This window comes from Ruegeria sp. C2, from assembly GCF_056537765.1.
Genome location: NZ_JBQFRZ010000010.1, coordinates 24,360 through 49,169 on the forward strand (window position 1 = coordinate 24,360; position 24,810 = coordinate 49,169).

At 53.6% G+C, this 24,810-nt stretch carries 10 protein-coding genes and 3 pseudogenes; 8 read left to right on the forward strand and 5 right to left on the reverse strand.

All coding sequences use genetic code 11. The features are described 5' to 3' along the window. Nucleotides 1-264: 264 nt before the first annotated feature. The 3 genes and pseudogenes from ACR0IV_RS19405 to ACR0IV_RS19415 all read left to right on the forward strand — a co-directional run. A pseudogene (locus ACR0IV_RS19405) lies at nt 265-907 on the forward strand (DDE-type integrase/transposase/recombinase); the annotation flags it as partial. Between the two features lie 819 nt (nt 908-1,726). Continuing rightward, nucleotides 1,727-9,394 carry a hypothetical protein gene (locus tag ACR0IV_RS19410; protein ID WP_480660411.1) on the forward strand — a complete coding sequence of 2,556 codons (7,668 nt, stop codon included), beginning with the start codon at nt 1,727-1,729 and terminating at the stop codon, nt 9,392-9,394. A 156-nt stretch (nt 9,395-9,550) separates the two neighbouring features. After that, nucleotides 9,551-10,241: pseudogene (locus ACR0IV_RS19415) on the forward strand (IS6 family transposase). A gap of 711 nt (nt 10,242-10,952) precedes the next feature. Here the strand turns inward: ACR0IV_RS19415 and ACR0IV_RS19420 are convergent. Further along, on the reverse strand, nt 10,953-11,711 hold the full coding sequence (locus tag ACR0IV_RS19420) for a metallophosphoesterase family protein (protein ID WP_480660409.1): 759 nt from the start codon (nt 11,709-11,711) through the stop codon (nt 10,953-10,955). 393 nt (nt 11,712-12,104) lie between these two features. Between ACR0IV_RS19420 and ACR0IV_RS19425 the strand changes: the two genes are divergently transcribed. The 5 genes from ACR0IV_RS19425 to ACR0IV_RS19445 all read left to right on the forward strand — a co-directional run bounded on the left by ACR0IV_RS19425 (nt 12,105) and on the right by ACR0IV_RS19445 (nt 19,224). Continuing rightward, on the forward strand, nt 12,105-12,770 hold the full coding sequence (locus tag ACR0IV_RS19425) for a sugar transferase (RefSeq protein WP_480660407.1): 666 nt from the start codon (nt 12,105-12,107) through the stop codon (nt 12,768-12,770). Nucleotide 12,771: 1 nt separating this feature from the next. Further along, on the forward strand, nt 12,772-14,871 hold the full coding sequence (locus tag ACR0IV_RS19430; RefSeq protein WP_480660405.1) for a YjbH domain-containing protein: 2,100 nt from the start codon (nt 12,772-12,774) through the stop codon (nt 14,869-14,871). Between the two features lie 86 nt (nt 14,872-14,957). Beyond that, complete coding sequence (locus ACR0IV_RS19435; RefSeq protein ID WP_480660403.1) at nt 14,958-15,509, forward strand: YjbF family lipoprotein; 552 nt, start codon at nt 14,958-14,960, stop codon at nt 15,507-15,509. Continuing rightward, nucleotides 15,499-16,914: a polysaccharide biosynthesis/export family protein gene (locus ACR0IV_RS19440; RefSeq protein ID WP_480660401.1), complete on the forward strand. Its 1,416-nt coding sequence runs from the start codon at nt 15,499-15,501 to the stop codon at nt 16,912-16,914. The genes ACR0IV_RS19435 and ACR0IV_RS19440 overlap by 11 nt, the downstream gene beginning before the upstream one ends. A 174-nt stretch (nt 16,915-17,088) precedes the next feature. Further along, on the forward strand, nt 17,089-19,224 hold the full coding sequence (locus ACR0IV_RS19445; protein WP_480660399.1) for a polysaccharide biosynthesis tyrosine autokinase: 2,136 nt from the start codon (nt 17,089-17,091) through the stop codon (nt 19,222-19,224). A 4-nt stretch (nt 19,225-19,228) separates the two neighbouring features. Here ACR0IV_RS19445 and tnpA read toward each other — a convergent pair. From tnpA to ACR0IV_RS19465, 4 genes and pseudogenes are all read right to left on the reverse strand, one after another. Continuing rightward, nucleotides 19,229-19,649, reverse strand: a pseudogene (tnpA, locus tag ACR0IV_RS19450) (IS200/IS605 family transposase). Nucleotides 19,650-19,860: 211 nt separating this feature from the next. Beyond that, nucleotides 19,861-20,121 (reverse strand): hypothetical protein, encoded by a 261-nt coding sequence (locus ACR0IV_RS19455; RefSeq protein WP_480660397.1) that lies wholly within the window; start codon nt 20,119-20,121, stop codon nt 19,861-19,863. Between the two features lie 2,259 nt (nt 20,122-22,380). After that, entirely contained in the window at nt 22,381-22,611 is a 231-nt protein-coding gene (locus ACR0IV_RS19460) for a hypothetical protein (protein ID WP_480660393.1), read from the reverse strand. 963 nt (nt 22,612-23,574) lie between these two features. After that, nucleotides 23,575-24,645 carry a helix-turn-helix domain-containing protein gene (locus ACR0IV_RS19465; protein ID WP_480660391.1) on the reverse strand — a complete coding sequence of 357 codons (1,071 nt, stop codon included), beginning with the start codon at nt 24,643-24,645 and terminating at the stop codon, nt 23,575-23,577. Between the last annotated feature and the right edge of the window lie 165 nt (nt 24,646-24,810).

Consider the following 24,810-nt stretch of genomic DNA (forward strand, 5'->3'; position numbering starts at 1 on the left):
AAGGCTGAGCCAATTGGTTTGCCGTTTTTTTTGTGCAGAGATTCAATCAAAGTTTTTATAATTTGACAACACTCAGGACTGTCACCGATTTTGGTGCGACGACAACACAAAGTGCAACAGCGTTACACGAGTGTCCGTTTCACCTCAAGGCTGTTTGATAACTCCGGCTCACGAACGCTCTCGTCTCGGTCTTTTTCTGCGCCGGTGCAAATGGCCTAATGCTCGAGAGAGCGCACATTGAGGGTATTTTCAGCATAATTCGCCATTTTGTTAGATCACATCGCACTTTTCTTCTGGGTCCGCCACTGTGTTTCCTACCGAGACCTTTGAGAAACCATGTCCGAGCCCAGCATATTGGTCGATCACACAACGCTGAACCGTCGGATCGGACGATACTCTTGCGCGATTGCAGAAGCGGAACGTTGCAGAAAAGCGCCATGTTACCGTTTTTGGAGAATGGACGACGCTTTCCATCCAAGTAACAGGCACGTGGATTTACCTCCATCAATCCGTCAACAAATGCGGCAAAACCCTAGATTTCATGCTTTCACATCGTCGAAACAAGCCTGCAGCCACAGAGTTCTTCGCCAGCATATTGGAGGCAAGAGGCTTGCCGAGAAAGATCGTGATCAACCATAGCGACGCCAATACTGCGGGTATCATGGATGTTACTAAGATGTTGAAAGGTCTTAATCCCGCGATCCCGATCGGACTGGTGAGGCGAAAGAACTTGAACATTATCGTCGGGCAGGACCTCCGTTTCATGAGATGCAGCACGCGACCGACGCTCGGGTTCAAAGCCTTCGCTTCAGCGGCTGTAATGCTGGACGGTATCGAAGTCGCGAACAAGACCCGTAAAGGCCAATTCACACCACGAATCTGCCCCTTTCAACAACTCAAACAGATGCTCGCAAAACAAAGCAGGCCAGATGAACTTCTTAGAACGTCGCATCAGAACCCCGTTCGATCCACAGGTGTAGTTCTGGTCGAAATGACCAAGCACCAAGCAAACTGCCAACTTCACCTAGTGCAAGCCTCGTTGCGCTGCTTAATAGGAGGCAGGAACACTGAGTCAGAACACGCAACGCCCACCGGCAATCACATATACGCGCCGAGGCGAAGCTTCATGCCGGAGACTTCCGAACGAGTCCAATCTGCATATCAAGGTGCTGCTGAAGATTAAAAGTCGCGATTCCTATAAAATCATTTTGACTTAAAAATTGTTCTACATAGTGTTTCCCCGTATAGTCTACCGACGGAAAGTTACGGGGGGTGTTTTGTGGGTTCTTCTCCCAAAAAGAGCTTTGAAGAAAAGAGGCTGACGCCTGACATCAGCCTTTCACGCTGTATGCCCTCTCATGTCCAAAACTTTATGGGAGAAAGAGATTTACTCCGAAACATCGCATCCGCTGGTTTTGAGATCACGCCCAACTTTAAATGCGCGAGACCAGACTTTAGCGAAATGACTCTCAGGGCCCATGGTAAAAAAAAGACGATTGCCGCCAACGGGATGGCTGACAAGAAGACCTTCGAACCAAAAAAAAGAATTCGAATGATTTTAATGGCCAGTTGCGCCATTATCTTACCACTGATGCCAGTTCGGGCACACGCTGATTGTACAACCAGCGGCACCACGGAAACCTGCACCGGCGATCTGACAAGTCCCATTCTTCGATCAGTAACCGGTACCGGTGGAACAACGGTTTACAGTTTGAAGATTGAAGATGTGACAAGTGATTCCATCGCCGTATCGAGCTCCGATTCTTCGGCCATCGCAGCAGTCGGCTTCGTAGGCGAAAGCATCGACTCCCTTTTGGGTGGCCCCAACTTGTCGTTGGATCTCGATTTGGGAGTGGACTCAGACGATTTCACAATCGAGGCAACGGAGCAATCGGTCGGATTTGGCGTCCTCATGTTAACCGAAGGGTCTGACGGTGACAGTCCAGGCGAGAACAGGGGCACAGGAAACCGAACCGGCGGGACTGGTGGTACCGGAGGGACCGCTGGAGACGCCTATCTGGAAGTCTCGGGTACTACGATTCTAAGCTCAGATTCGACGGTAGCGATTACTGCAAGCGCCGGTACTGGCGGCCATGGGGCCGAAGCCTTCTCCGACTCGGGCGGCGACGGTCATGGCGGCTGGGGTGGTGATGGAGGATTCGGCGGAGTTATTACGGCCAGCCTCGAAGATGTGGTTCTTAACATTTCCGATGAGACCTTGCAGCCGACAGTTAATCTAGACAGCAGTGGCGGCGACGCGGGAGACGGTGGAACGTCCAAAGCTGCAGCGTATCTCTCACGCGCTGGAACCGGGGGAACCGGCGGCGAAGGTGGCACATCAACCGTCGATTTCACCGGCACAGTGACCATCGACCCTGGTCAAGCTGGATCATCTGGCGTTGTGATTGACTCGTCTGGCGGCGATGGTGGCCATGGTGGTTATGCTTTTAATTTCGGACTTGCTGACGCAGATGGCGGCGTTGGTGGGACCGGTGGAGAAGGCGGAGATGTTGTTTTCTCGGCGCGCACGGATTCTGACGTCACCATATCGACCGAGGATGCCGTCGGTGTTCTCCTCAATTCCATCGCAGGTGACGGCGGCGACGGTGGCGACGCAGAAAATAATGATGGAGATGCGAATGGTGGTGATGGCGGATCCGGTGGCTCAGGCGGAACTATTGATGTAGACTTGTCCGACGCAAACAGCATTACGCTGGAAACTTCTGGCAACGACGCGGTCGCGTTGTTTGCGCGCAGCTATGGTGGCGCTGGTGGCGATGGCGGCGAGGGCAGCTCCTTTATAGGTAGCGGCGGCGGCGGCGATGGCGCTGGTTCAGGCATTGGTGGTGCCGTAACAGTAGAGATGAACGGTGCGATTTCCACCTCGGGAGATGAGTCTGACGCCATTCTGGTGCAAAGTGTTGGTGGCTTTTCCGGCAATGGCGGCAGCGCTTCCGGGATTGTCGCTTACGGAGCCAGCTCGGAGTCCGCAGGCGCAGGCGGTAAGGTCCAAGTCACTTTGGACGATGGAACGTACACCACAGATGGCGCACATTCCGACGTCATTTTCGCGCAAAGCATCGGCGGCGGCGGCGGTAGTGGCGCGAGCAGTTCGGGCATCTCTAGTCTCGCAGGCTCCGGGTCAGCTGGTGGCGCCGGCGGTGAGGTTATTGTGGATGCCAACCTGGACACCTGGATTGATGAGCCGAACATTCAGTCCACCGGTGAACGCGCACGGGGTATTATCGCGCAGTCAATTGGCGGCGGCGGTGGCGATGGCGGCTCGGCCAGCGGGATATATTCGGTTGGCGGATCCGGCTCCCTTGGTGGCACGGGTGGTTCCGTCAATGTGATCGTTGGTTCGAATACCTACCTGTCCACCGATGGCGACCACTCCGAAGCGGTACTTGCGCAAAGCATCGGCGGCGGCGGTGGCTCAGCCTCGTCAAAGTCAACCTCGGGCGTTTACGCGGTTGGCGGCAGCGGCGGCATTGGCGCAACCGGTGGCGACGTGACCGTCTCGGCGGGGGCAGAAGTATCAACCTCGGGCGATCATTCCGACGGCATTTTTGCCCAGTCAGTCGGCGGCAGCGGTGGCAAAGGCTCCAACAGCCTGGGGATTGGTTTGGAGTTTTCAGTTGCGATTGGTGGCGACGGCGGTATCGGCGGTCATGGCGGCGACGTAGAAGTCACGGATTGGGACTACAATTATTTTGAATACACGGTCGCGACCGAAGGTGATTTCTCAAGTGGCGTTGTCGCACAAAGTGTTGGTGGCGGCGGTGGTCATGCGGGTAACGCAGTGTCCACCTCTGTTGGCATTGGCGCATCTGTTTCGGTTGCCAACGGAGGCACGGGCGGTGGAGCTGGGGATGGCGGCGACAGTTCGGTCATCTACCGAGGCGCCATTACAACGGGCGGCGACCATGCAATGGGAATTGTGGCCAACAGTGTCGGTGGATCCGGCGGTACAGCGGGCACAACTGTAGCTGCGTCAGCTTCGGCGGGTTTCCTGTCCTTGAGCACGGCGGTTGGCGGCGATGGAGGCGGCGGCGGCGATGGCGGAACGGTCAATGTCTGCCGAGCATTCCAAAGCACATACTCTAATGGTTGCGTCAAAACCTCCGAAACCTACAACTCCAAGGAATCTATCACCACAACGGGCGACGCATCTCATGGTATATTGGCCTCGTCGGTTGGCGGCGGTGGCGGTCATTCGGGAACAACGGTCGCCGGGTCATTGATCGCGGTGACATCGGTTGACGTTGGTGTCGGCGGTGACGGTGGCGAAGGCGGCGCCGGTGGAGAGGTTTTTGTCACCTCTGACGGCGGGATTTCAACGAGCGGCGACACCTCAAACGGCATTCTGGCCAAGAGCATTGGTGGAACAGGCGGCGCGTCTTATGCCACTATATCGGGCAGTGCCGTATCCATGAGCGGAGCTGTCAGTGTTTCGGTCGGAGGAAGTGGCGGATCCGCCAAGGGCGGTGGGGATGTGTTTGTCATAGCCGATGACAGTACGATTTCGACAGCAGGAGCGGTATCCACAGCGATCAAGGCGCTGAGTATCGGTGGCAGCGGGGGTATCGGTGGCGCGGCTGTTTCTGCGGATATCCTCTCCACAACCGGTGTAGGCGTTGCCTTGGGTGGTGACGGTGGCTCTGGTGGCGCCGGTGGCGATGTTACGGTGTCCACGAAGTCCAATATTGTCACAGAAGGTGATCTGAGTGACGGTGTCCTTGCGCTCAGCTCGGGCGGATCCGGTGGTGCGGGTGGGTTTACGGCCAGCGGCGGTGGCGCCAATATCGGCGCAGTTAATGTTAGCCTTGGAGGCGCTGGTGGCGAAGGCGGCGAAGGCGGAACTGTGACTCTTATTTCCGAAGGCGATTCAATCACCACCGGCGGAACGCTGGGCTTCGGTCTCGCTGCAGCCAGTATCGGGGGATCGGGCGGAAAGGGTGGAGGAGCTCTGTCAGCGACTCTCATATCTGCAGGTGACGTCAATGTCACGCTTGGCGGTTCAGGTGGTGTGGGCGGTTCGGCTGGCTCGGTGTCATTGGTAAATGAATCTTCGATTACAACCACCGGGACTCAGTCCACTGGAATTGCCGCACAGAGCATCGGTGGCAACGGGGGCGCGGGTGGTTTTGCTGCGCAAACGGGTATCAATGCAAGTCTTGATCCGGAAATTCCCGCTGGCAGCGTGACCGTCACAATCGGCGGTGACGGTGGAGAAGGAGGCAACGCCAATACCGTAGTGGTCGATAACGCAGGCGCTATCGCCACCAATGATTTTGGTTCGATCGGCATTCTTGCACAGAGCATCGGCGGCGGCGGTGGGGCTGGAGGCACAGCCTATTCGGGCACCGCAAATGTCGGCACTGAAGGCACAACGCTTGACGTCAACGTGACGATAGGGGGCGCCGGAGGAACAGGCGGAGAGGCGAGCACTGTTACCGTGACCAACGCAACAGGCACGTCCATATCGACGGTCGGCGATGCCAGCCAAGGCATCTTGGCGCAAAGCATCGGCGGCAACGGTGGCGCAGGCGGCAACGCCTATAATGTGCTCGCCAATATTGAAAGCCAGTCCGAAAGCGCAGTCAATATAACAGTAACTGTTGGTGGCGAAGGCGGGTTCGGAGCTTTAGGAGAAAAAGTTGTCATAGAAAACGCGGGCGATGTGACCACGGAGGGCGCTGGCTCAGCTGGTCTTTACGCGCAAAGCATCGGTGGGAACGGCGGAAATGGGGGGAGTGGCGGCAATATCCTGTTCCAAACCGCCTTTTCCGATGGCGAAGATGATGAGGACGGCGAGGAAGAAGGCTCCGAAGAAGAGGATAGCAGCGAAGAAGAAGGCGAAGGGTCCGAGAGTTCGGTCAATCTATCGATGAACTTTGCAGTCGGGGGCTCCGCTGGAACGGGTGCGGTGGCTGGTGAAGTAACTCTGGAACATGGTGTCGGGGGTACGATCACAACAAGCGGCACAAACTCTCACGGGATCTTCGCGCAATCCGTTGGTGGCGGCGGCGGAGACGGCGGCGGTGCGTCGAACTATGGCCTGGATGTTTCTGGCTTGTGTGATTTCTCGGTCGTCAACCAAAACAGCACAGCTTGTGATGATGAAGACGGAGAGGAAGATAGTGACGACAGTGAGGACACCGATACTGATGACAGCTCTGAAACGGAGTTCTCCTTAAACGCGCAGTTTGGTGGTTCCGGTGGTACGGGTGGCCACGGAAACACGGTTCTGGTGTTAAAAGAAGGTGCGGTCGTCACAAACGGCGACAGCTCTCACGCAATCTATGCTCAATCTGTCGGCGGCGGCGGCGGCGCGGGCGGCAATGCGTCCCCAAGCTTTGACAGTTTTACAACCAACCAAACTGCCGATGATATCGACGATGCCTATGGTAACGCGACAGACGATTCTCCGTACGAAAAGATCACAAACTGGTCGGACTTCAATTTGTCGATAGGCGGCAGTGGCGGTGCTGGAGGCGATGGCGGGACTGTCACTGTGTTTCATTACGGGGCCGCATCGACGACGGGCAATGCCAGCTATGGCATTTTTGCGCAATCGGTTGGCGGCGGCGGCGGCGCTTCTGGATCCGCGAGCGGCGAAGACAACCACTCATTGACCATAGGTGGATCAGGTGGAGCGGCCGGTGACGGCGGAACGGTTGATCTGGTTTCTATCGGTGAAAGTAGCATTTCAACAAGCGGTCAACGTACAGTCGGCATTTTTGCGCAATCGGTTGGCGGCGGTGGCGGTTCGACAGATGTAGATCCTGGCGTTGATCTGTCCGACATTCAAAGCGACATCCAGTTTTCCTTCACAGTCGGAGGGCAAGAAGGCGCGTCGGGCGATGGAGGAGTTGTGAGCATTAGTAACACCTCCACCACGATCACAACAGGCGACCTCTATTCACCGGGAATTTTCGCTCAATCGGTCGGCGGCGGTGGTGGGGCCGTTATGGGCGGTGTGGACAATGCGACCGGTGACACAACTGTCGGGGGCGGTGGATTCAGCATTGGGGATGGTGGAAGTGTTTCTGTCACCCATTCCGGTTCCATCAGCACTGGTGCAAACCTGTCGTCCCCGGATGTCGATGCAAATGCCGGATTTGGGATCTTCGCTCAGTCAGTCGGCGGTGGCGGTGGCTACGCTGGAGCCGTGACGTTTGGCGCGTCGTCTTATTTCGGTAACGATCTGATCGGTATGTCGGGCGATCCGTTTACGACCGGCGATGGCGGCAATGTGAGTGTTTCCGCGTCGGGCAACGTCTCGACTGTCGGTGGCGGGTCGGTGGGCATTTTCGCGCAGTCCGTCGGTGGCGGTGGTGGCGTCGCCGGAATGTCTGATCGTTCCAACACCACTAATCCGACAGTCTATATCGGCAATGGCGGTGGATTTGGAACAGGCGGTGCCGTGACGGTCGATTATAGCGATGGCACCATACTCACCACAGGTAAAGCGGCGCATGGGATTTTCGCGCAAAGCGCAGGTGGCCCCAGCAGCACAACAACGACTGATACGATGGTCTCGGTCACGGTCGGCGGCGACATCAACGTGACCGGTCATGGCTCTCATGGGATTTTTGCACAGAGTGTTGGCGATGGCATGGGCAAAATCGCCGTGGAAATCGCCGAAGGTGCGACAGTATCAGGCGGTAAAGCCGCGTATTTCGACGACGCTGAAGACGGTGCCGGCGTGTTCATCAAAAACGGCACCGACGAAAATACGCTGATCAATAACGGGACAATTACATCCACTCTTGGATCAGACGGCGTCGCAATAAACGTCAAGGACACAACGGTGACCGTGACAAACAATGGGACAATCGTTGGGGATTGGCTCAAAGCCTCGGAGATATACGCCGTTAATAGTGAAGGTGCGAACATTCAAGCCGGCGAAGTCTTTATGGTCGACAAAATAACCAATCATGGTGAGTTTGCTGTCGGTCATGCCAACGTGGTGAGCCATTCGAATGTCGAAGGTCATTTCACTCAAAGTGAAACCGGCAAGCTCGTTATAACGCTGAACCCGGCGGCTTCAGAACCAATCATGCGCACCGACAATTTGCATATCGGAGGCGACGCCGATCTGAGCGGCACCGTCGAAATCCAAATGGCCGAGGACTGGGGGGCGGGCTACGGCGTATCGAAAAGCCAATTCCTGACGGTCGCAGGATCTTCGAACCTATCTAACTTGACGCTCAAGCCTTCGGTGGCGGGCCAATACGATCTGCTGACAGCTGATGACGGGACGAGCCACCTGCACTACCACATCCATTTCGCAAACGAAGACATCTTGGCGGCATCCAATGCCAACCAGCGACGTATCGCTGAAGTAATCCACGCGCTCTACGTTGACCCGGACTTCATGGACGAAGACTATTCGGCACTGCTGGCAATAGAAACTGCCGAAGAATATGCGACATCGATGAGTACATTCGGTGCCGAAGTCTTGAGCCATGCACAAATTGCCTCTCTCACTGCGTCGCAGCGGTTCCGTGATGACCTGTTGAGTTGTCCACAGCGCGACGGGAATCTACGCTTCTTGGACCAGGGGCAATGTACCTGGTACCGGCTAGGCGGTCAGCGCACCGAGCAGGACAGCACTTCGGAAACTCTCGGGTTCACTGAAACCTCATGGAGATTTGCAGCAGGTGCCCAGACCCGGTTTGAAAACGACTGGATTTTGGGCGGGGGTCTGTCCTATGAAACAACCCAGCTCAGCACCCCCGACGCCGACGCAGCGAGTGATGGCAAACGGTATCAATTTGGTCTGACGCTGAAACGCCAAATCGGTGCGGTTGAACTTGCCACCGCAGTTTCGGCCGGCAAAACCGAGAATGACATTACCCGGAACCCGACAATCGGCGGTACTGCAACAGGCCAGCAAGATATCTGGTCTTACGGCGGGCATATACAGCTGTCGACATTGATCGAGGGGGATGACTGGTACGTCATACCCCGCTTGGGCCTAGGTGTCGAACACCAGTCCGTGGACGATTATACAGAAACGGGCGGAACGTATGCTCTGGCTCATGACCAGCGCGAAGACACAAATGTCCATGTTCATTTGGGCGCTGATTTCGGATCCGAATATACAACTCAATCCGGCATGTTGATACGCCCGAAACTGTCGCTAGGGGTCATACACTTCCTCACCGATCCATCACCAATCGCTACAGCAGGCTTTGTCGATTCAAATATCAGCAACTTCAGTTTCAATTCTGGAAGTTCGCTCGACAGAACCCGCCTCGATATCGTAAGTGGGCTGGATATGTTTATGTCTGAGCGGACTGCCCTTCGTGTAGAATTCGGAGGGTCTTTGTCAGAAAACAGTATGTCTATTGGCGGGCAGGTTAAGCTTTCGATCGACTTCTAACGCCATAGAGATCTGACCTTTCTTACGAGCGGTGGTTTTGCCGCAAACTTTGACATTGATCGCCGGACGCCTCAAACACTGCTGTAGATTAGGTATTGCCATGTGATTGTTCGTTCCTGGGTTGATGAACTGCGTATCAAGAAGAGATCGATCACTATGCCGTCCCTGAATGGGCTGCGCAATCCTCGCGAGACCATTGCCTGTGCAGCTTGGTCATACCATCGCGTTGCTCTAAGTACGGCACAAATTGAGGACCCATTGGCAGCGCGCGAAGTGATTGTGCGCAGGGAAGCGATCCGGCTATGGGTCAATCGGTTTGGACAGTGTTTCACAAACTGCATTAAACGAGAACGTCCGCGACCAAACAACCAGTGGCAAATGGACGAACCTTGATTTTTATCCGCGGTAGAAAACGCTGGCTACAGCGCGCGATCGACGCAAGTGGCGATATCCTCGACACCCTCGTACAAACATGTCAAAATGCGAAAGCCGCAAAGCGCTTCGTTGAAAGCCTGGTGGATCTATTCGATGAACCGACCATCGTAATCACAGACACGCTGCGCAGCTACATAAAGCCGGTCAACAAGTTCGTTCCATACGCCGACCACTACGCCCGTAAGGACCTGAAAAACCCATTCGCAGTGTCGCACCGGCCAACAGGGAAACGAGACAAGAAAACAGGGTGGTTCATTTCCCACCAAATGCTCAACGGATTCTGTCGGCATAAGACCAGACAATGCTTAGTCTCCGTCCCCGTCGATACCAACTCTCCGCAGTCTCATACCGCCACGCGTGTTCAGATGCTTTCACACACTGGAGCGAGTACACTTCAGAAATGGAAGCCTGAACGACACCTCATCAGTATTTGTCACGAAGACTCAAATAAATTCAGCACGGCCTGCCGTTCCGTTTGTTTGAATACATACCGGTCAGGATACTTGCAGCCCTCAACGTTACCTAAGAAATGCGTATTGTGTCATTTTTACTATTTAGTCATATTGACTTTTTTGTGTGATCAAATACTTTGGCGTTGGTACAAACTGTTACCACTCACAGGAAGAGAGGGAGCGGCGACAACCCGTTCGGTCGGTCCCTCTCGATCCGTGCCTACTGCTGACTACTTCACGTACATTTCTCCAATAAGCTAGTTGGCGCACGTAGCCCACTGTGCGTTTGGTGGATACCTTAGCAGAAAGGGACTTCCGTTAGAATTGACTGCCCTTGCTCTTTACTAGAAGCATTGACTCAGCGGCTTAAGCTGCCACATGCCACAGGGCTGCATTGGAGGCTTGCTAAACGATCGAAGTGAGAGGCCAGGCTTTATGCAAGATGGATACTTTGATGGCACCAAAAAGCTATTATTAATAGTATCTTGCGCCGGTTTTGCAGGGCTTTGGCGTGGCAAAATTGAACTGAGAATTACTAATTGCGGTAATCGGCTTGCATTTGCATCATATGAGTCAGTACACGGATCACTTTCTCAAGTCGTTACTTAAAAGGCCTCAAGGCATTTGGTCTCTTAAACAATGAATCAAACGTGTTAAGTCATACCTCGGCACTACGGCTGGGTGGCGATAAATGCAGGTTCCCCACCGCTCAGACAAACCGCACTTAGCACACCAGTCGCATAAGCGCCCGTGTCAATAGAAATACGCCCCCGTCGCGCGGTTGGGAGCTCGACAATGCTGTGTCCATAGACGACCCATACACCATCCTGGCGGTCTATAGTCCCGAAATCGGGATGGCCCCACATAAGTACTTCGTCAGATTGCTGGTCCAAGGGTGTGCTTGGATCAGCACCGGCATGTGCCACAAACACGTTTCCAGAACAAATTGAGGTCTTTAAGTCTTTCAACCACTGGATCAATGGTGCGCCCATCAACTCGGCAAGGCTGTCGCGACAATCGATTAGTTCTGCCTCACTCATCTCGAGGCGGGCACCACCCACACCAAAAGAAGCTAATGTTTGTAGTCCCCCATAGAGCAACCATCGGGGGCCGTTTTGCACCGGATTCTGCAGGAATCTCAGTAACATGTCTTCGTGGTTACCCATGAGACAAGTTAAGTCAGGACGGCTACTAATCAGTCGCAACACCTGCTTGCTGTTCTCGCCGCGATCTACATAATCACCGACTAAAACAATCCGATGATCCCTAGGTATTCGCGGTAGCAGTTTCTCTAAAAGCGACATGCAACCATGGATATCGCCGATAACACAGATCGGGCTTTCGGGCGATGGCGTTTCAAATGAAGGATGCCGCCGGAAGTTTCGAATGAACGATGATAGCAAGTCGAAGGAATCTCCTGTTTGGGTCATTTTGAGCCGCGACAACGCGGCGGAGGGGTCGCCACCAATCGGAATTATTGCTCGATATCCCTTCTTTGAGTTCAGAACAAGCCTTGCCTTGAACCAGCCAGCAGTTTGGAGATTGCAGTCAAATAGACCAATACGCCCTTGGACTGGATGTGGACGTCATCTGGCGTACAGAAAGCACAGTAATATTCAGTATGAGTTATACCATAAGCTGAAAATCGCTCCGCCTACTGGAGGGCGCAATTTACTCTGATATATATCTTATACTTAAACATCCACCCGAGGCACGCATTGACAGCTTGAGCTAAATTATATAGTCATCTTGACTTATTGGGCTGTATGGAGCTCGCCCATGATTACTTTCAACAAAAATCGTGCCGAGGTTTTTGAGCGAAGATGTTTTATCGTAACTTGCGTGGCAGGGACGACCCAAGTATTGAAGCCCTACCTCGATCTGCAGTAACTACGTCTAGCGTCAGATTCAATCTGGCAAAGCGCGCGTTTGATCTTCTTGTAAGTACCTTGTTCCTTCTACCGCTCGCAGTGTTGTGTGGAGCTACTCTGCTAGTTCTGAACCCATTTTGGAACAAGGGTCGATTGCTTTACTCGCAGGAGCGGATGGGTCGAAACTGCGTACCATTTACGGCTTACAAATTTCGCTCGATGCGTTCGGCTGAAAAAATCAAACGCGGCGCTGATTGCCCGTTGGAAGAGGAAAGAATTACTTCGATTGGTCGCTTTCTTCGTAAGTCGCGCCTTGATGAATTGCCACAAATTATCAATGTATTCCGAGGCGAAATGAGCCTAATCGGTCCTCGACCAGACTACATCGAACATGCCCGCCAATACTTGACGGAAGTGCCAGGATACCAAGAACGGCACAGTGTTCGTCCCGGGATCAGCGGCTGGGCACAGGTTGAGTTGGGTTACATTGAGGGAACAGACGCGACTCGGCAGAAGGTAAAGGCGGACCTGTATTACATCGCGAATGCCGGTCTAGCGATGGAAGCACGTATCGTGTGGCGGACGCTTACTGTTATGCTAAAACGCAGCGGTACGTGACGTGAGGGTTCGAGCCACACCCCTTGCGCGCAAAGCCCTGATTTCCTTTCTGTGCGCTGTTGTTGCAAGCATAGGGCAAGCGCAGACCGTATCGACATATGGTACGCCGGGCCTGCTAGAGATTCCGACCGCAGAGATGTTTGACGACGGGACGCTTGTATTCACAGCCTCAGGACTCAGGGATACCGGACGGGCGACGATGACATTCCAGATGCTGCCCTGGGTTCATGGAAGTTTCCGCTATGCCACCATCAGGAGCTCAGACAGCGCGGGTGCCGACTTGTACGACCGCAGTTTCGATTTACATTTCAGACTGCGCGAAGAAAGCAAACTTGGCCCGGCCATTGTACTGGGATTGCGCGATTTCGGGGGCACCGGCATTTATGCTGCCGAACACTTCGTAGCCACTAAGACCTTTCGAGACCGCTTCAAGCTGACCGGTGGTATCGGATGGGGGCGTATGGCCGGTCGCGGCGCGTTCTCGAATCCGTTGGGAATATTCGGTAGTCGATTCGACACACGGCCCGCCTCGAACTCGAACGGCGAAGGTGGCGAACTGGAATTTGACAACTGGTTCCGGGGCGATGCAGCCCTGTTTGGCGGAGCTAGCTGGAAGTACAATGATCGGCTGACGTTCTTAGCCGAATATTCGCCAGATCTCTATACCCGTGAACGTGAGGCTTTCGGTTTTGACGTCCGCTCGCCGATCAATGTCGGTGTGCAGTACCAGTTCAAAAACGGATCGCAGCTGACCACGTCTTACCTTTATGGCACGACACTGGGTCTTACCTACAGCTACTTCATCGATCCGCGCAAGGCGGTGACCCCTGGCGGGCAGGGTTCCGCGCCGCCACCCTTGCAGCCCAGGTCTCAGGTCGCTGCCGCGACCGCAGATCGCAGCACCCGCGACATACGGGACAGGCTTCAGGCCGCACTCGATCAGGAGGGACTGCGGCTTGTCTATTTGTCCGACACCGGCGACACCGTCCGGGTCGGGGTCGAGAACGATCGCTATAGCCAGGCAGCACAGGCTCTTGGCCGCACAGCCCGCGTATTGGCAAATGAACAGCCCCCCCAGACCAAGCGTTTCGACATTGCGCTGATGTCAAACGGCGTCCCGCTGAGCGCGGTGCGGGTCGATCGCAACGACCTCTACGAGCTGGAGCACGACCCCGACAATGCCTGGCGCAGCTTTGCCCGGGCGCAGGTTTCGGACACGCTCCCGATTATCGAAGGGAGCATCTTGCGCGATGCGTATCCGCACTTCTCGTACCGGTTCGGGCCCTATCTGAACTTCTCATTCTTCGATCCCGACGACCCGCTGCGATACGAGCTGGGCGCGGCGCTGGGGCTGGACTACACAGTCACGCCGGGTTTGACTTTTTCGACTGGGCTACGTCAGCCGGTCCTCAGCACATTGGACAACAGCACCCGGCCCTCAGATTCAACCCTGCCGAGGGTGCGCTCGGACTGGAACATCTATGCCCGCGAGTCCAATCTGCGGATTGAGCATATGACTGCTGAGTATATGTGGCGCCCGGCCACCAACTTCTATGCCCGTACCACGCTGGGTTACCTCGAGACCATGTTCGGTGGATTCTCAGGCGAGCTGCTCTGGTACCCCACCGATAGTAGACTGGCGCTTGGAGTCGAAGCCAACTATGTTGCCCAACGCGATTTTGACGTCCTGTTTGGCTTTCAGGACTATTCCGTCGCTACCGGCCATGTATCAGCCTACTACGACCTGCCCGGCGATTATCATGCACAAATCGATGTCGGACGCTATCTGGCTGGCGATTATGGCGCCACATTTTCACTTGATCGTGAATTCAACAACGGCTTCAAGCTGGGGGCCTTCTTTACCCTGACAAATGTCAGTTCCGACGAATTTGGCGAAGGCTCGTTCGACAAAGGTATCCGGCTGGAAATCCCCGTCTCGTGGCTGACCGGACGCCCTTCACGCAATAAGATCAGCCAAACCATCCGCCCGGTTCTACGCGATGGGGGTGCGCGGTTGCACGTTCGCAACCGACTGTACGATGTGACCCGCGAAGCTCGAGCCCAGGACTTGTCCCGTAGCTGGGGTAGGTTCTGGCGATGAAAGCGCTTTGGTCGACATGCGTGGCTCTGCTTCTGATCTCCTGCGGCGAAGCACAGGAGGATTTAAATCTGCTCAGGGGCACAGTCTTGCCAGACGCGCCAGGGTTTCACCCGCGCGCTGCGGCACTGGCCGCGCGCCGACCGATTCCGCCTCAGCTTGAGGTAGGCTTCCCCACCCGCGATCTCAGCGGGGTCATGCTGCTCGAGGCCGAGCGTGCCGGCTTCCAGACATGGCTGACTGCGGATGGCGCAACCATTACACTGGAGGAAGGCATGCTGACCTCGGCTTTGGGCTTTGGCGGGGGCCTAAGCGGTTCGGATGTACGCCAAAGCGCACATCTGATCTTGAACGGTAGCTCTGGCCAAGTCGAAAGGTTTCACAGCTTTCTCAACGGCAACGATGTGATCGAGCTACAGGCCTACAAATGCCGGATTTCCTCGCTGGGTTCCGAGATAGTTTTTCTGGACGGAAACCCCGTCGCGACGGAGAAAAGGCAAGAACAATGCTACGGTGTGACGGAGCGTTTCACCAACGTCTACTGGGTGCAGAACAACATCGGCCGCATCGTGCAGTCTTCCCAATGGACTGGTGGTTTTCTGGGCAACATGTTCATAAGGACCGTTCCCCATGACGTTTAATATTTTACGCAACGAAGGACATACTGTGCGCACTGTCCCACTTCTTCTAAGTGTTCTGGCCCTTGCTTGTCTAACCGCCGGATGCTCGGCCATTTATCGTAGCTCTTCGGTCACCGCTGGAGTTTCAGATGCTGGCAAGGTCCGTGTTATCATGGTGACGCCTGAAACCGTTCTGGTTGCCAACCGTTCGCCCTATTCTCCTAAAACCCTGCCCTCGGTGTTCGCCCTTTCAGCCGGGTCCGGATCCAGCGCCAGCATGCGTGGCACTGGCACGCTGCCGCAGGCACCATCAACTCAGGACGGATCGCGCGCTAGGCTGAAACTGGACCCGCCACCACAGGTGATTTCTGGCCCCTATACAATCGGTGTCGGCGACGTGCTGGTGCTATCGATCCCTTCCACCCAAGGGACTGCAGGAGAACTGTCTGCCCTTCTTACTGTGCAAAACAGCCGTAACGGCTATACGGTACAAGATGACGGCTCAATTCACATCCCCGATGTTGGGCGCGTCCCATTGGTCGGCTTAACCGTCGACGAGGCAGAGGCTCTGATATTCCAACGCCTGGTAGAAAACCAAATCGACCCGACTTTCAGCCTTGAGATCGCCGAATTCAATTCGCGACGTGTGTCGGTGGGGGGTGCCGTGGGCAATCCCGGGGTTCAACCGATTACGCTGACGCAACTGACTCTTGGCGAGGCTTTGTCTGCGGCAGGGTCTGTTTCGGTCAGAGACATAGATAACGGCTCGGTCCGGATCTATCGCAACGGTCAGGTGTATCAGATCCCGCTTGAAGATCTGTATTCGAGCACTGCTCTGCAAAACCTCAACCTAATCGCAAATGACTCTGTTTTTGTTGACACCGACTATGATCTAGACCGCGCTGAACGCTACTTCGCCCAGCAGCTTCAGCTACGCAATACCGTGCTGGAAGGCCGCCAGATCGCGCTGCAAGAGCTGAACCTCGCCGTGAATCTGCGCCGCGAAGATCTTGCCGAACGCCGTGAGAACTTCCTCCAGTCTATTGAGCTGGATGCTATCGAACGCGACTACGTCTATCTTTCAGGCGAGGTCGTCAAACAGGGACGCTATGCCTTGCCTTTTAATCACTACGCCACCCTCGCTGATGCACTGTATGGCACTGGTGGTGGCGTGGCCAAGGAAACCGGCGATGCCTCTGAGGTCTACGTACTTCGCGCTGCGCAAGATCCACGCGAATTTGGTGCGGTTACAGCCTGGCACCTCGACACCCGAAATGCAGCGCACCTGACACTCGCAGCACAATTCGAACTGCGCAACAACGACATAATCTTCATCGCCGAAAACCCAGTAACGCGATGGGGTAGAACCATCAGCCAGATCACACCGTCTATTCTAACAACGCCCATCAATGCGGTCGCAAACTAGATATAGAAACCGCCCACTTGTCCTGGTTTGTGCTTTTCGTGTTCTAGCCAATAGGACTGTTTAGGTGGTGTCGATTGTGCCTGGATTGAGAGTTCTGAAGCCTTTTTGGGACCAGGGTCATGTAGTGAGCGCATCAGTGTTACGCAATTCATCATACGGGAGTCGATATCCGACATGAAGCTAAGTCCGATACACGACGAATACATCAACCCCACCTCGGGAACTGTGGATGACGTCACCGAAGACGACGTGATCGACCTAACCAAGTTGGTGAGCACGTTGTGGCGCGGTAAGTGGATCATTGCACTGGCGACCGCCGCAACGGTTTTGGTTGGGATATATTACGCGTTTGTTGTCGCTGTTCCTTTGTACCGATCCACTGCAGTTGTCATGCTGGAAACCCAACAGACCAGCGTTATTGATCTTCAGAGCGTGGTGAGTGGACTTGCGGGAGATACGGCCGAAGTAAATTCAGAGCTTGCGGTGCTACGGTCGCGGGACCTGATGGGCAGGGTTGTGGACAAGTTGGAGTTGGACTCGGACCCCGAATTTAACGGAGCGCTTAAGCCAACCTCGACGTTCGATGGGACAAAGAAATTCCTAAAATCCCTGCTTGGCAATGCAAGCCCCTCCGACCAGAAGCCGGAGGAGTTGGCCGAGCAGCGCATACGGGACAGCGTAATCTCGTCGTTACTCCAGAAGATCTCAGTGCGTAACCTGCCTCAAAGCTATGTTTTGGAGGTAACGGTTGAAACTGAATCGGCACAGAAATCAGCATTGATCGCCGATACGATTGTCGAGCTGTATGTGCAGAACCAGATCGAAGTCAAACTCGAAGCCACCGAACAGGCAATTGCATGGCTGACGGACCGCGCCGCCGAGTTGCAGGTCGAACTGGAAACCGCTGAAGCGAAGGTCAACGAATTCAATGCTACAACAGCCCTAACCTCGCCAGAAGCGTTGCAACTGCAAGAGATCCGACTGAAAGAGTTGCGCGAACTCAGCATGTCGGCCGAGAAAACCCGGACAGCCGCACAGGCCCGATACGACAGATTGGTGGCCGCGGACGACCGCGCGGCGCAGGTCGAGGCAAGCCAGGATCTGCAGCTGCGGCGTCTTTTTGCGCAAATTGGAGGATCTGAGACCGCTGAGGCTGAGTTCGACGCCGCTTTTGAGCGCCTGGTCACTCGAACAGTACTTGAGGCGCAGCGGGCCGCGGAGCAGGTTCAGACCCTGACGAAATCGGCCGAAGATCTGGATGGTCAGATCGCGCTACAGAATGCAGATCTGATCACGCTACAACAGCTGGCACGCGAAGCCGAAGCGGTTCGGTTGCTATATGAGTATTTCCTGGCTCGGTTGAAAGAAACCGCAGTACAAGAGGGGATTCAGAAAGCGGATAGCCGACAGCTGTCACGCGCTGTGATCCCACACAGCCCAACATCACCGCGTAAGACGTTGGGTCTGGCACTATCTGCCGTCGTGGGTGCGGTTCTGGGCGCAGGCATCGTGCTGCTGGCCGAGGCGCAGCGCGAAAACTACCGATCCGCTCGGGAGTTGGAGCGCGAGACTGGGTATAACGTGCTGGGTCAGATTCCAACCTTTCCCGCCAGCGGACGCCGAAAAGTTCTGGAGTATCTGGCCGCCAAACCTTCCTCGGCGACGGCCGAGGCTGTACGCAACCTGCGCACCTCGCTGATGTTGTCTAATGTGGACAGCCCCCCAAAGGTTGTGGCGATAACGTCTTCGCTGCCGGGCGAAGGCAAGACCACAAACGCGCTGGTGCTGGCACAGAACTTTGTGGGGATCGGGAAAAAGCTCCTGCTGATTGATGGCGATATTCGTCGACTTACAATGACGGCGCAACTGAACGGAGTGCCTCGGAAGGGGCTCGTGTCGGTCCTGGCGGGTGATGCCACTGCACAGGAGGCGATCTTCCAGGACCCGCTGCTGGGCTGTGACCTTCTTGCTGGCGAGAAGTCCTCGGCCAATGCCGCGGATCTGTTTGCCTCAGAACGCTTCCGGCAGTTTCTGGAAGAGATGCGCAGGCTTTATGACATTATTCTGATTGACACACCACCCACCCTGCTCGTGTCTGATGCGCGTCTGATCGCGCGGAACGCGGATGCGGTGCTGTTGACCGTAAAATGGAACGACACGGCCAGACAAGACATCACCGAAACCATGCGCCTGTTTCACCAAGATAACCAGCGCCTCACCGGTCTTATTCTGTCTCAGATCAACGCCCGAAAGGCTAAACAGTATGGTTATTCATATGGTAACTACGCAAGCAAATACTACAGTAACTGAGCCACTACCGACTGGCGTTGGTAGGAACGGCGATGTAGTTTTTGAAATAATGCAGAACGAAGTCTTCGGTGATTGCCCCTTGGGTCCTTGAGAATTATCCCCTACCCCAGAATCGGCACCTCCGAAAGAGCCTACGCAGCTAATTGAATTCTCTTCGCACCCCTTTTGGGACGAACAGCCCTTCTTCCTGCACACCAGATCGGAGATGGCGATCTTCGGCGGAGCAGACACGAACATGTGGACATGATCGCTCGACAGCACACCGCGCTAGATATTGTCTCCGTTCTCGCGGAACACCTGAGGAATGATGTCTCGTACCCACAGGCGCACGTGACCAGTCAGAACCTTGTAACGATACATGGTCAACCAAACGAATTGGTAGCAGTGATTAAAAACGCAGAGTGTTTGCCGGTGTCAGATTGCATGACCTTACATTCTGGAAAAGCAGCCTTCCAAACGACTGTGGCTCATTTCTAGAGGGTAAGGTCATCACACCATCCTTAAAGCCGCAACAGGGGCGACTGAAAGTCGGAAGGTTTCCTCCAATACGCAGACACTAAAGGTAAACCTCAATCAACCCGAAGAAGACCATGGCACACTAGTAGTGCGCTATATGGGTTAGATTGCAACCAGACTTCAATTGGTGCCAGTCGTGCTTGTGGTACTGTTTGTTGATCCACCACCACCAGCGACTGCTACGGCCACAACGGCTGCAGCTATGCCAATCGCGGGGGCAACAAGCGGTACAAAGCCAGCCACGCCAGCCGTAGTCGCACCTGCGGCCGCGCCACCTCCGGCGGCGCCTGCGCCACTCTGACCCGCGGCAGCTGTGCCAGCGTCCTGCGCATGAACGCTTGTGGTTGAAAGAACCAGTATTAGCATTGTTGCTCTAATCATCCGGAGCCTCCAAAACTTGATCATAGCTAGTTGATACCACGGCGAGCTCGTACAGAGAACAACAAAGACACGGACTTTTACGAATTTTTTTTCATATTGATTTTTTTCACTCTAAGGACGCTTTTGCAACGTCAATCATGTTGTGTCACAGCGGATCTATTAAGACCTAAGCATAAATGGCTATGGAGTCATGTATCTGAGCGGCATTGCTAAGCGATCGTTTGGTCCTGGGATAGTTAACTGAGTACCATGAAGAGAACGATCAGCATGCCTTGCCTGAAAGGACTTCTCACCCTGAGCACGCACCATCCCGCGAGATTTTAGGTGACGATTCGCAGCTGTCTCCCTGCGGATACTTTGTCAGACTGAAATTTGATTTTCCCACCATCTATCAGGTTGTTTTTTGTTCCAAATGACCCTTGTCCCCTGCCCGAAACATCATAGAACCGCACCAATTTCCGAACGTTTATGACAGTAAGGCGCTGGTCAGGGTATGCCGCCTTTAGGCGCATCAGGGCCGCTTCTTCTGTTGAGCGCGCAATCACGTGTTTGCAGACACCGATCCTGGCACCGTGGAAGGTGATCTCGAAGCGGAGCTTTTCAATTCGCTTACCCATGTGGTGTCTACGGCTGCGGCGATGATATTAGACTACCCTACAAGCGCGCCGCCATGCTGTCCATGCCAAGAACGAATAATATTGTCATTATGGTTTTTACTTGAGAATTGAAGTACCAGCTGCAGAATTAAGATATTGACCCTGCAGATCGACCAACATTGAAAGCCTCAGTGCGATTGATCTGCAGTTTCCAACCGATTCATAATCTCTTGACTAAGCGGCGTTGTCGTCAGCCGTTTGGGGGGGTACATCAAAGCGCGCTGACCAGCTGACATGCGTCGAGTGGCTTCAATTTCTCGATGTGATGGCTTGCTGCAAGCATGTTCTCTCTTTTCACATACATGAGGACGTAGCTATTAATCACGCAAAGATCGCAATAGATCCCCTCGGGCTTCCAGGAAATTGCCCTGCCCTTCTACACGGATCCAGGTTCGTCCTTTGGTAAGCCTATCAATCGAAGGTATTTTCTCCGCTGCCACAAGAGCGGTCGCTAGAGAAACCCTGGGATGGTGTTTTAGACATTCCAGAACATAACTTTTAGTAGATTCACTTATTGGAAACATACAGTGTTCTCTTAGTATGTTCGTCGGCCTATCTATCAACATACAGTGAAAGCAAGAGTTATCGGTCGCACCAAATTCACAGATTGAGTTTGGGTCTGCTACAACTACGTTGGATACAAAGAGATTTGGTCTGAAAACCAGTGAGACTATTGGCCATTCGACCGGCGGCTGGGCAAGAACGGCCTGAATGAAATTAGCATCCGCCCTTTCACTAAATTGTCTAGTAAAAGGCGGGTCTCTATACATAGCAAACACTATGCTACCGCCAAATAAGAACCCAAAATCTCCTTCCCAGAGCGGAATGATCTCGCTGTGTGGGAAAGGTGAGCCTACACTATAACTTGCTACTGTCGATGGCTTGAGCCGCATTGAGATAGCTTCCACGTTGATCGAGTTTTCAAGTCTTGCGACCTAAGTCTCACACCTAGTTCTCGCGCTTAGACTGATCATACCATTCATAATGTCTTTTCTTGCTTTTAGATTTCTGACCCAATGAGCCAGTGTAGCAGTTGATCTTTTCATGATCATTGACACAAAAAAGCAACTAATAACAAAATTATCATGACATCTAGTGCCCCTACCTATCTTACACCCGCTGCAAACCCCCTAATTCAAGACTCAACATTTTTTAGTCATTATGCTTCTTTTAGCCTGAAGTACATGAAAAACGCTCAGGGGCCAATAGCGGTAGCGAATACTCACAACCGCATATGAGGCGCATGCAGCATTTGCTTAGTAGAGTTGTTTTTCATGCTTCAGGTCCATCGGCCTGGCCTCTGCATCGACGGGCAATTTAAGCTTAAAAGCAGCAAGTCTCTCTAGAGGTCAGACCACATCAATTTAAACTCATCGCATCGATCGCTGCCCAGCGATTGACAACCCCTTTTTGAACACATCGGCGGCTGGTCGATATCATGCGCTGATTTCACAGCTTCGACCCTTTTTAGCTAGAACACTCCTGTCATTACCGGTTCATTTAAGCAGCAGTGAAAGATTGGCGATAACGGACGCTGATTTGACCCACAGAGTGCGTGAGTGTCTGTTCCATGAAATCAGATTTAATAAAATAGTCAGTGTGACTATTTTTTTGATGCAAATTCTGCTGAGTAACCTATTGTATTTAAATGCGCACTAAGGAAACCAGTGTTGAGCCCACAAAAATCCACCCAGAGAACAAACGCTCGAGGACAAGAATTGACACCGAGTTTGATGAATACGTCACTAACGCCAGTCAAGGTGTGCCAAGTCAGTCCCAGCACAGTTTCTAGCTTCAATGGAAATCCAAATTCCACCTTGGTTTGATCAGTCATGGAAGACACCAAGACCCGTATCAAACCCCAGGACTGGCCGTGGCTCCATACGGCCAGTTGGGGGGAGGCTGACTCAAATCGCGGTTCTGGAGTCTCATTGGGCTCTGGTCCACTCTGTCGCGATTTTCGGCACACAGCCTCCCCCTTCATGTCTTGGGAGCCTTCCTGTTACCCTTCAAGCAACAAAAGCTTCTAAGTCGATACCTATATCAAATTGAGCGCAAGCGATTCATCAGTTCACAACAGCCTGATTTACTCGTCGCCCTCGCAAACGGTGGATCAAGCGTCGCAGCAAATGCTTTTGATGTTACTGCCAGCGATCTCTAATCTGCCGTCACCGTTGGCATCAATCAACGTTGTATTACAATACGCAGCTCATATCCCTCTCAAGCCTCTGTAACAACTACACTCTTAACTTGATGCGTTGAGTTGAACGTCGCATGTCAGACTGGGTAGGAAGACGGTAAGACTTCTAGACCTACGGCCTCAACTACATCGCTTTAATGTTCAGGAATACCCCCTGTGCACAAGAACCAAACCGAAGTACGAGCCTGCGCCTTTAACTAGAATTCCCAACTGACTATGCTAAACCTTCACGATGCCAGCGAGGACCCGTCAACCGCTCCTGCATCTCCCGGTACGTCCAAACCACGTCTAGAACAAGGCGATGTACCTGAGGCACACACCTGTTGAACCGCGACTTTCGATGATCGCGAAGAAGAAAACTGGAAGCTTTGCCTGGAAAATAGGTACCTGCTTCTAGCGGTGGCGGGCAGTGCTTAATTCCTTAAGTGGCACTCTAGTTCAGCGCATAGTTATACAAAAGGTGACGTATGCGACGTACGACACTGTGGAGACAGTTCAAAAAACTCGCTCGACCCATACTTGGCTCCTTGCGATAAAACAGTTTTGAAGAACGATCAAAAACTCCATCCATCCTAAAGTCTTTACCACCTACATGCGCTACTTTGAGCCAAGATGCGAAAGCCACAGCTCCAGGTTGGTTGGGTCTCTTCTTGGAACTCGATCCACCTGTCCAACCTGACAGTCAACACTCCGATCCTCAAATCCGATCTCTGTGCTGACTCCAACAACTGAACTCGGCGTGACACCGAAATGATTGCGGAACGCACGGCTAAACTGGTAGAGAGATGCAAATGCCCAGCGTTCAGACACCTTGGTTACTGATCCCAACGTTCGACCAGCTTCTGTAAGTTCCACAAATGCGCGCTCTAAGCGCCTGTTTTTGATGTAGTTTGCGACACCACCATACTTTGCAAAATCACGATATATAGTTGCCCTAGACGCGCCAAAGGCATTTCCTAAGGCGGTTGTTCCAATGTCCGGATCTCGCAGATTTTGCTCGAGATAGTCGCGCATCGATTGGGCTCTGGCATTTTGAATAAGCTTTTCAGTGTCAGACGAAGCACCGCCAGCGAGTAGTCCACGAACCAAACTGGACAAGCTTAACGCAATCGCTTCAGCATCCTCGCTCTTGGCATTTGGCAATTCAATCGACAAGGTCGATAAAACAGAATGAAGAATACGTCCGATGGTACCGTCACGATCAATACCGATTTTTGCAGGCATGCAATCCCGCTTATAACCAATGGCAGAATGAGGAAAAAGAATCTTAAGCTGCCTCTGGCCATTATAGATACTGGTCAATGAGCGGGAGTAGTCATTGAGCATCAATGATCCCTGGGATGGACCGTTGAACCTAACAACTTCAGCTGGATTCGATGACTTCTCGTGTATCGACAAGAGTTCAACAAAACCCGATAAGTCGGTCTGAAGATGGCGTCTGTTTCGGACACAGAGCAAATTATGGCCACATGCCTCCGCAACTATCAGATTGTCGACCCGATATACCGTTGCCTTTAGCCTGCTGTCGGCAAAGTCACCGTTTAGCCCGGTAGCACTAAAAAACTTGCTACGCAGATTCCTCCACTGCTCCATAGTGTCGCGACGCAGGTGTTCCGGTGGATCAATAATGTAGTGCGGTAGTTCGACATTATTGTTCTGTGTAATCACAACGACCACTCAATTGATGAGGAAGACAGCGCTCAGTTGCGGATGCTCGATACAGAACCATAGCATATTAGTCAATGTGAGCATTTATTAAGAATTCATCCACTTAATCGCAGTGAGGTCGAGACTTGAACGTGACCCGTTGTGTGCGCCGCGGCTACAAAGCCC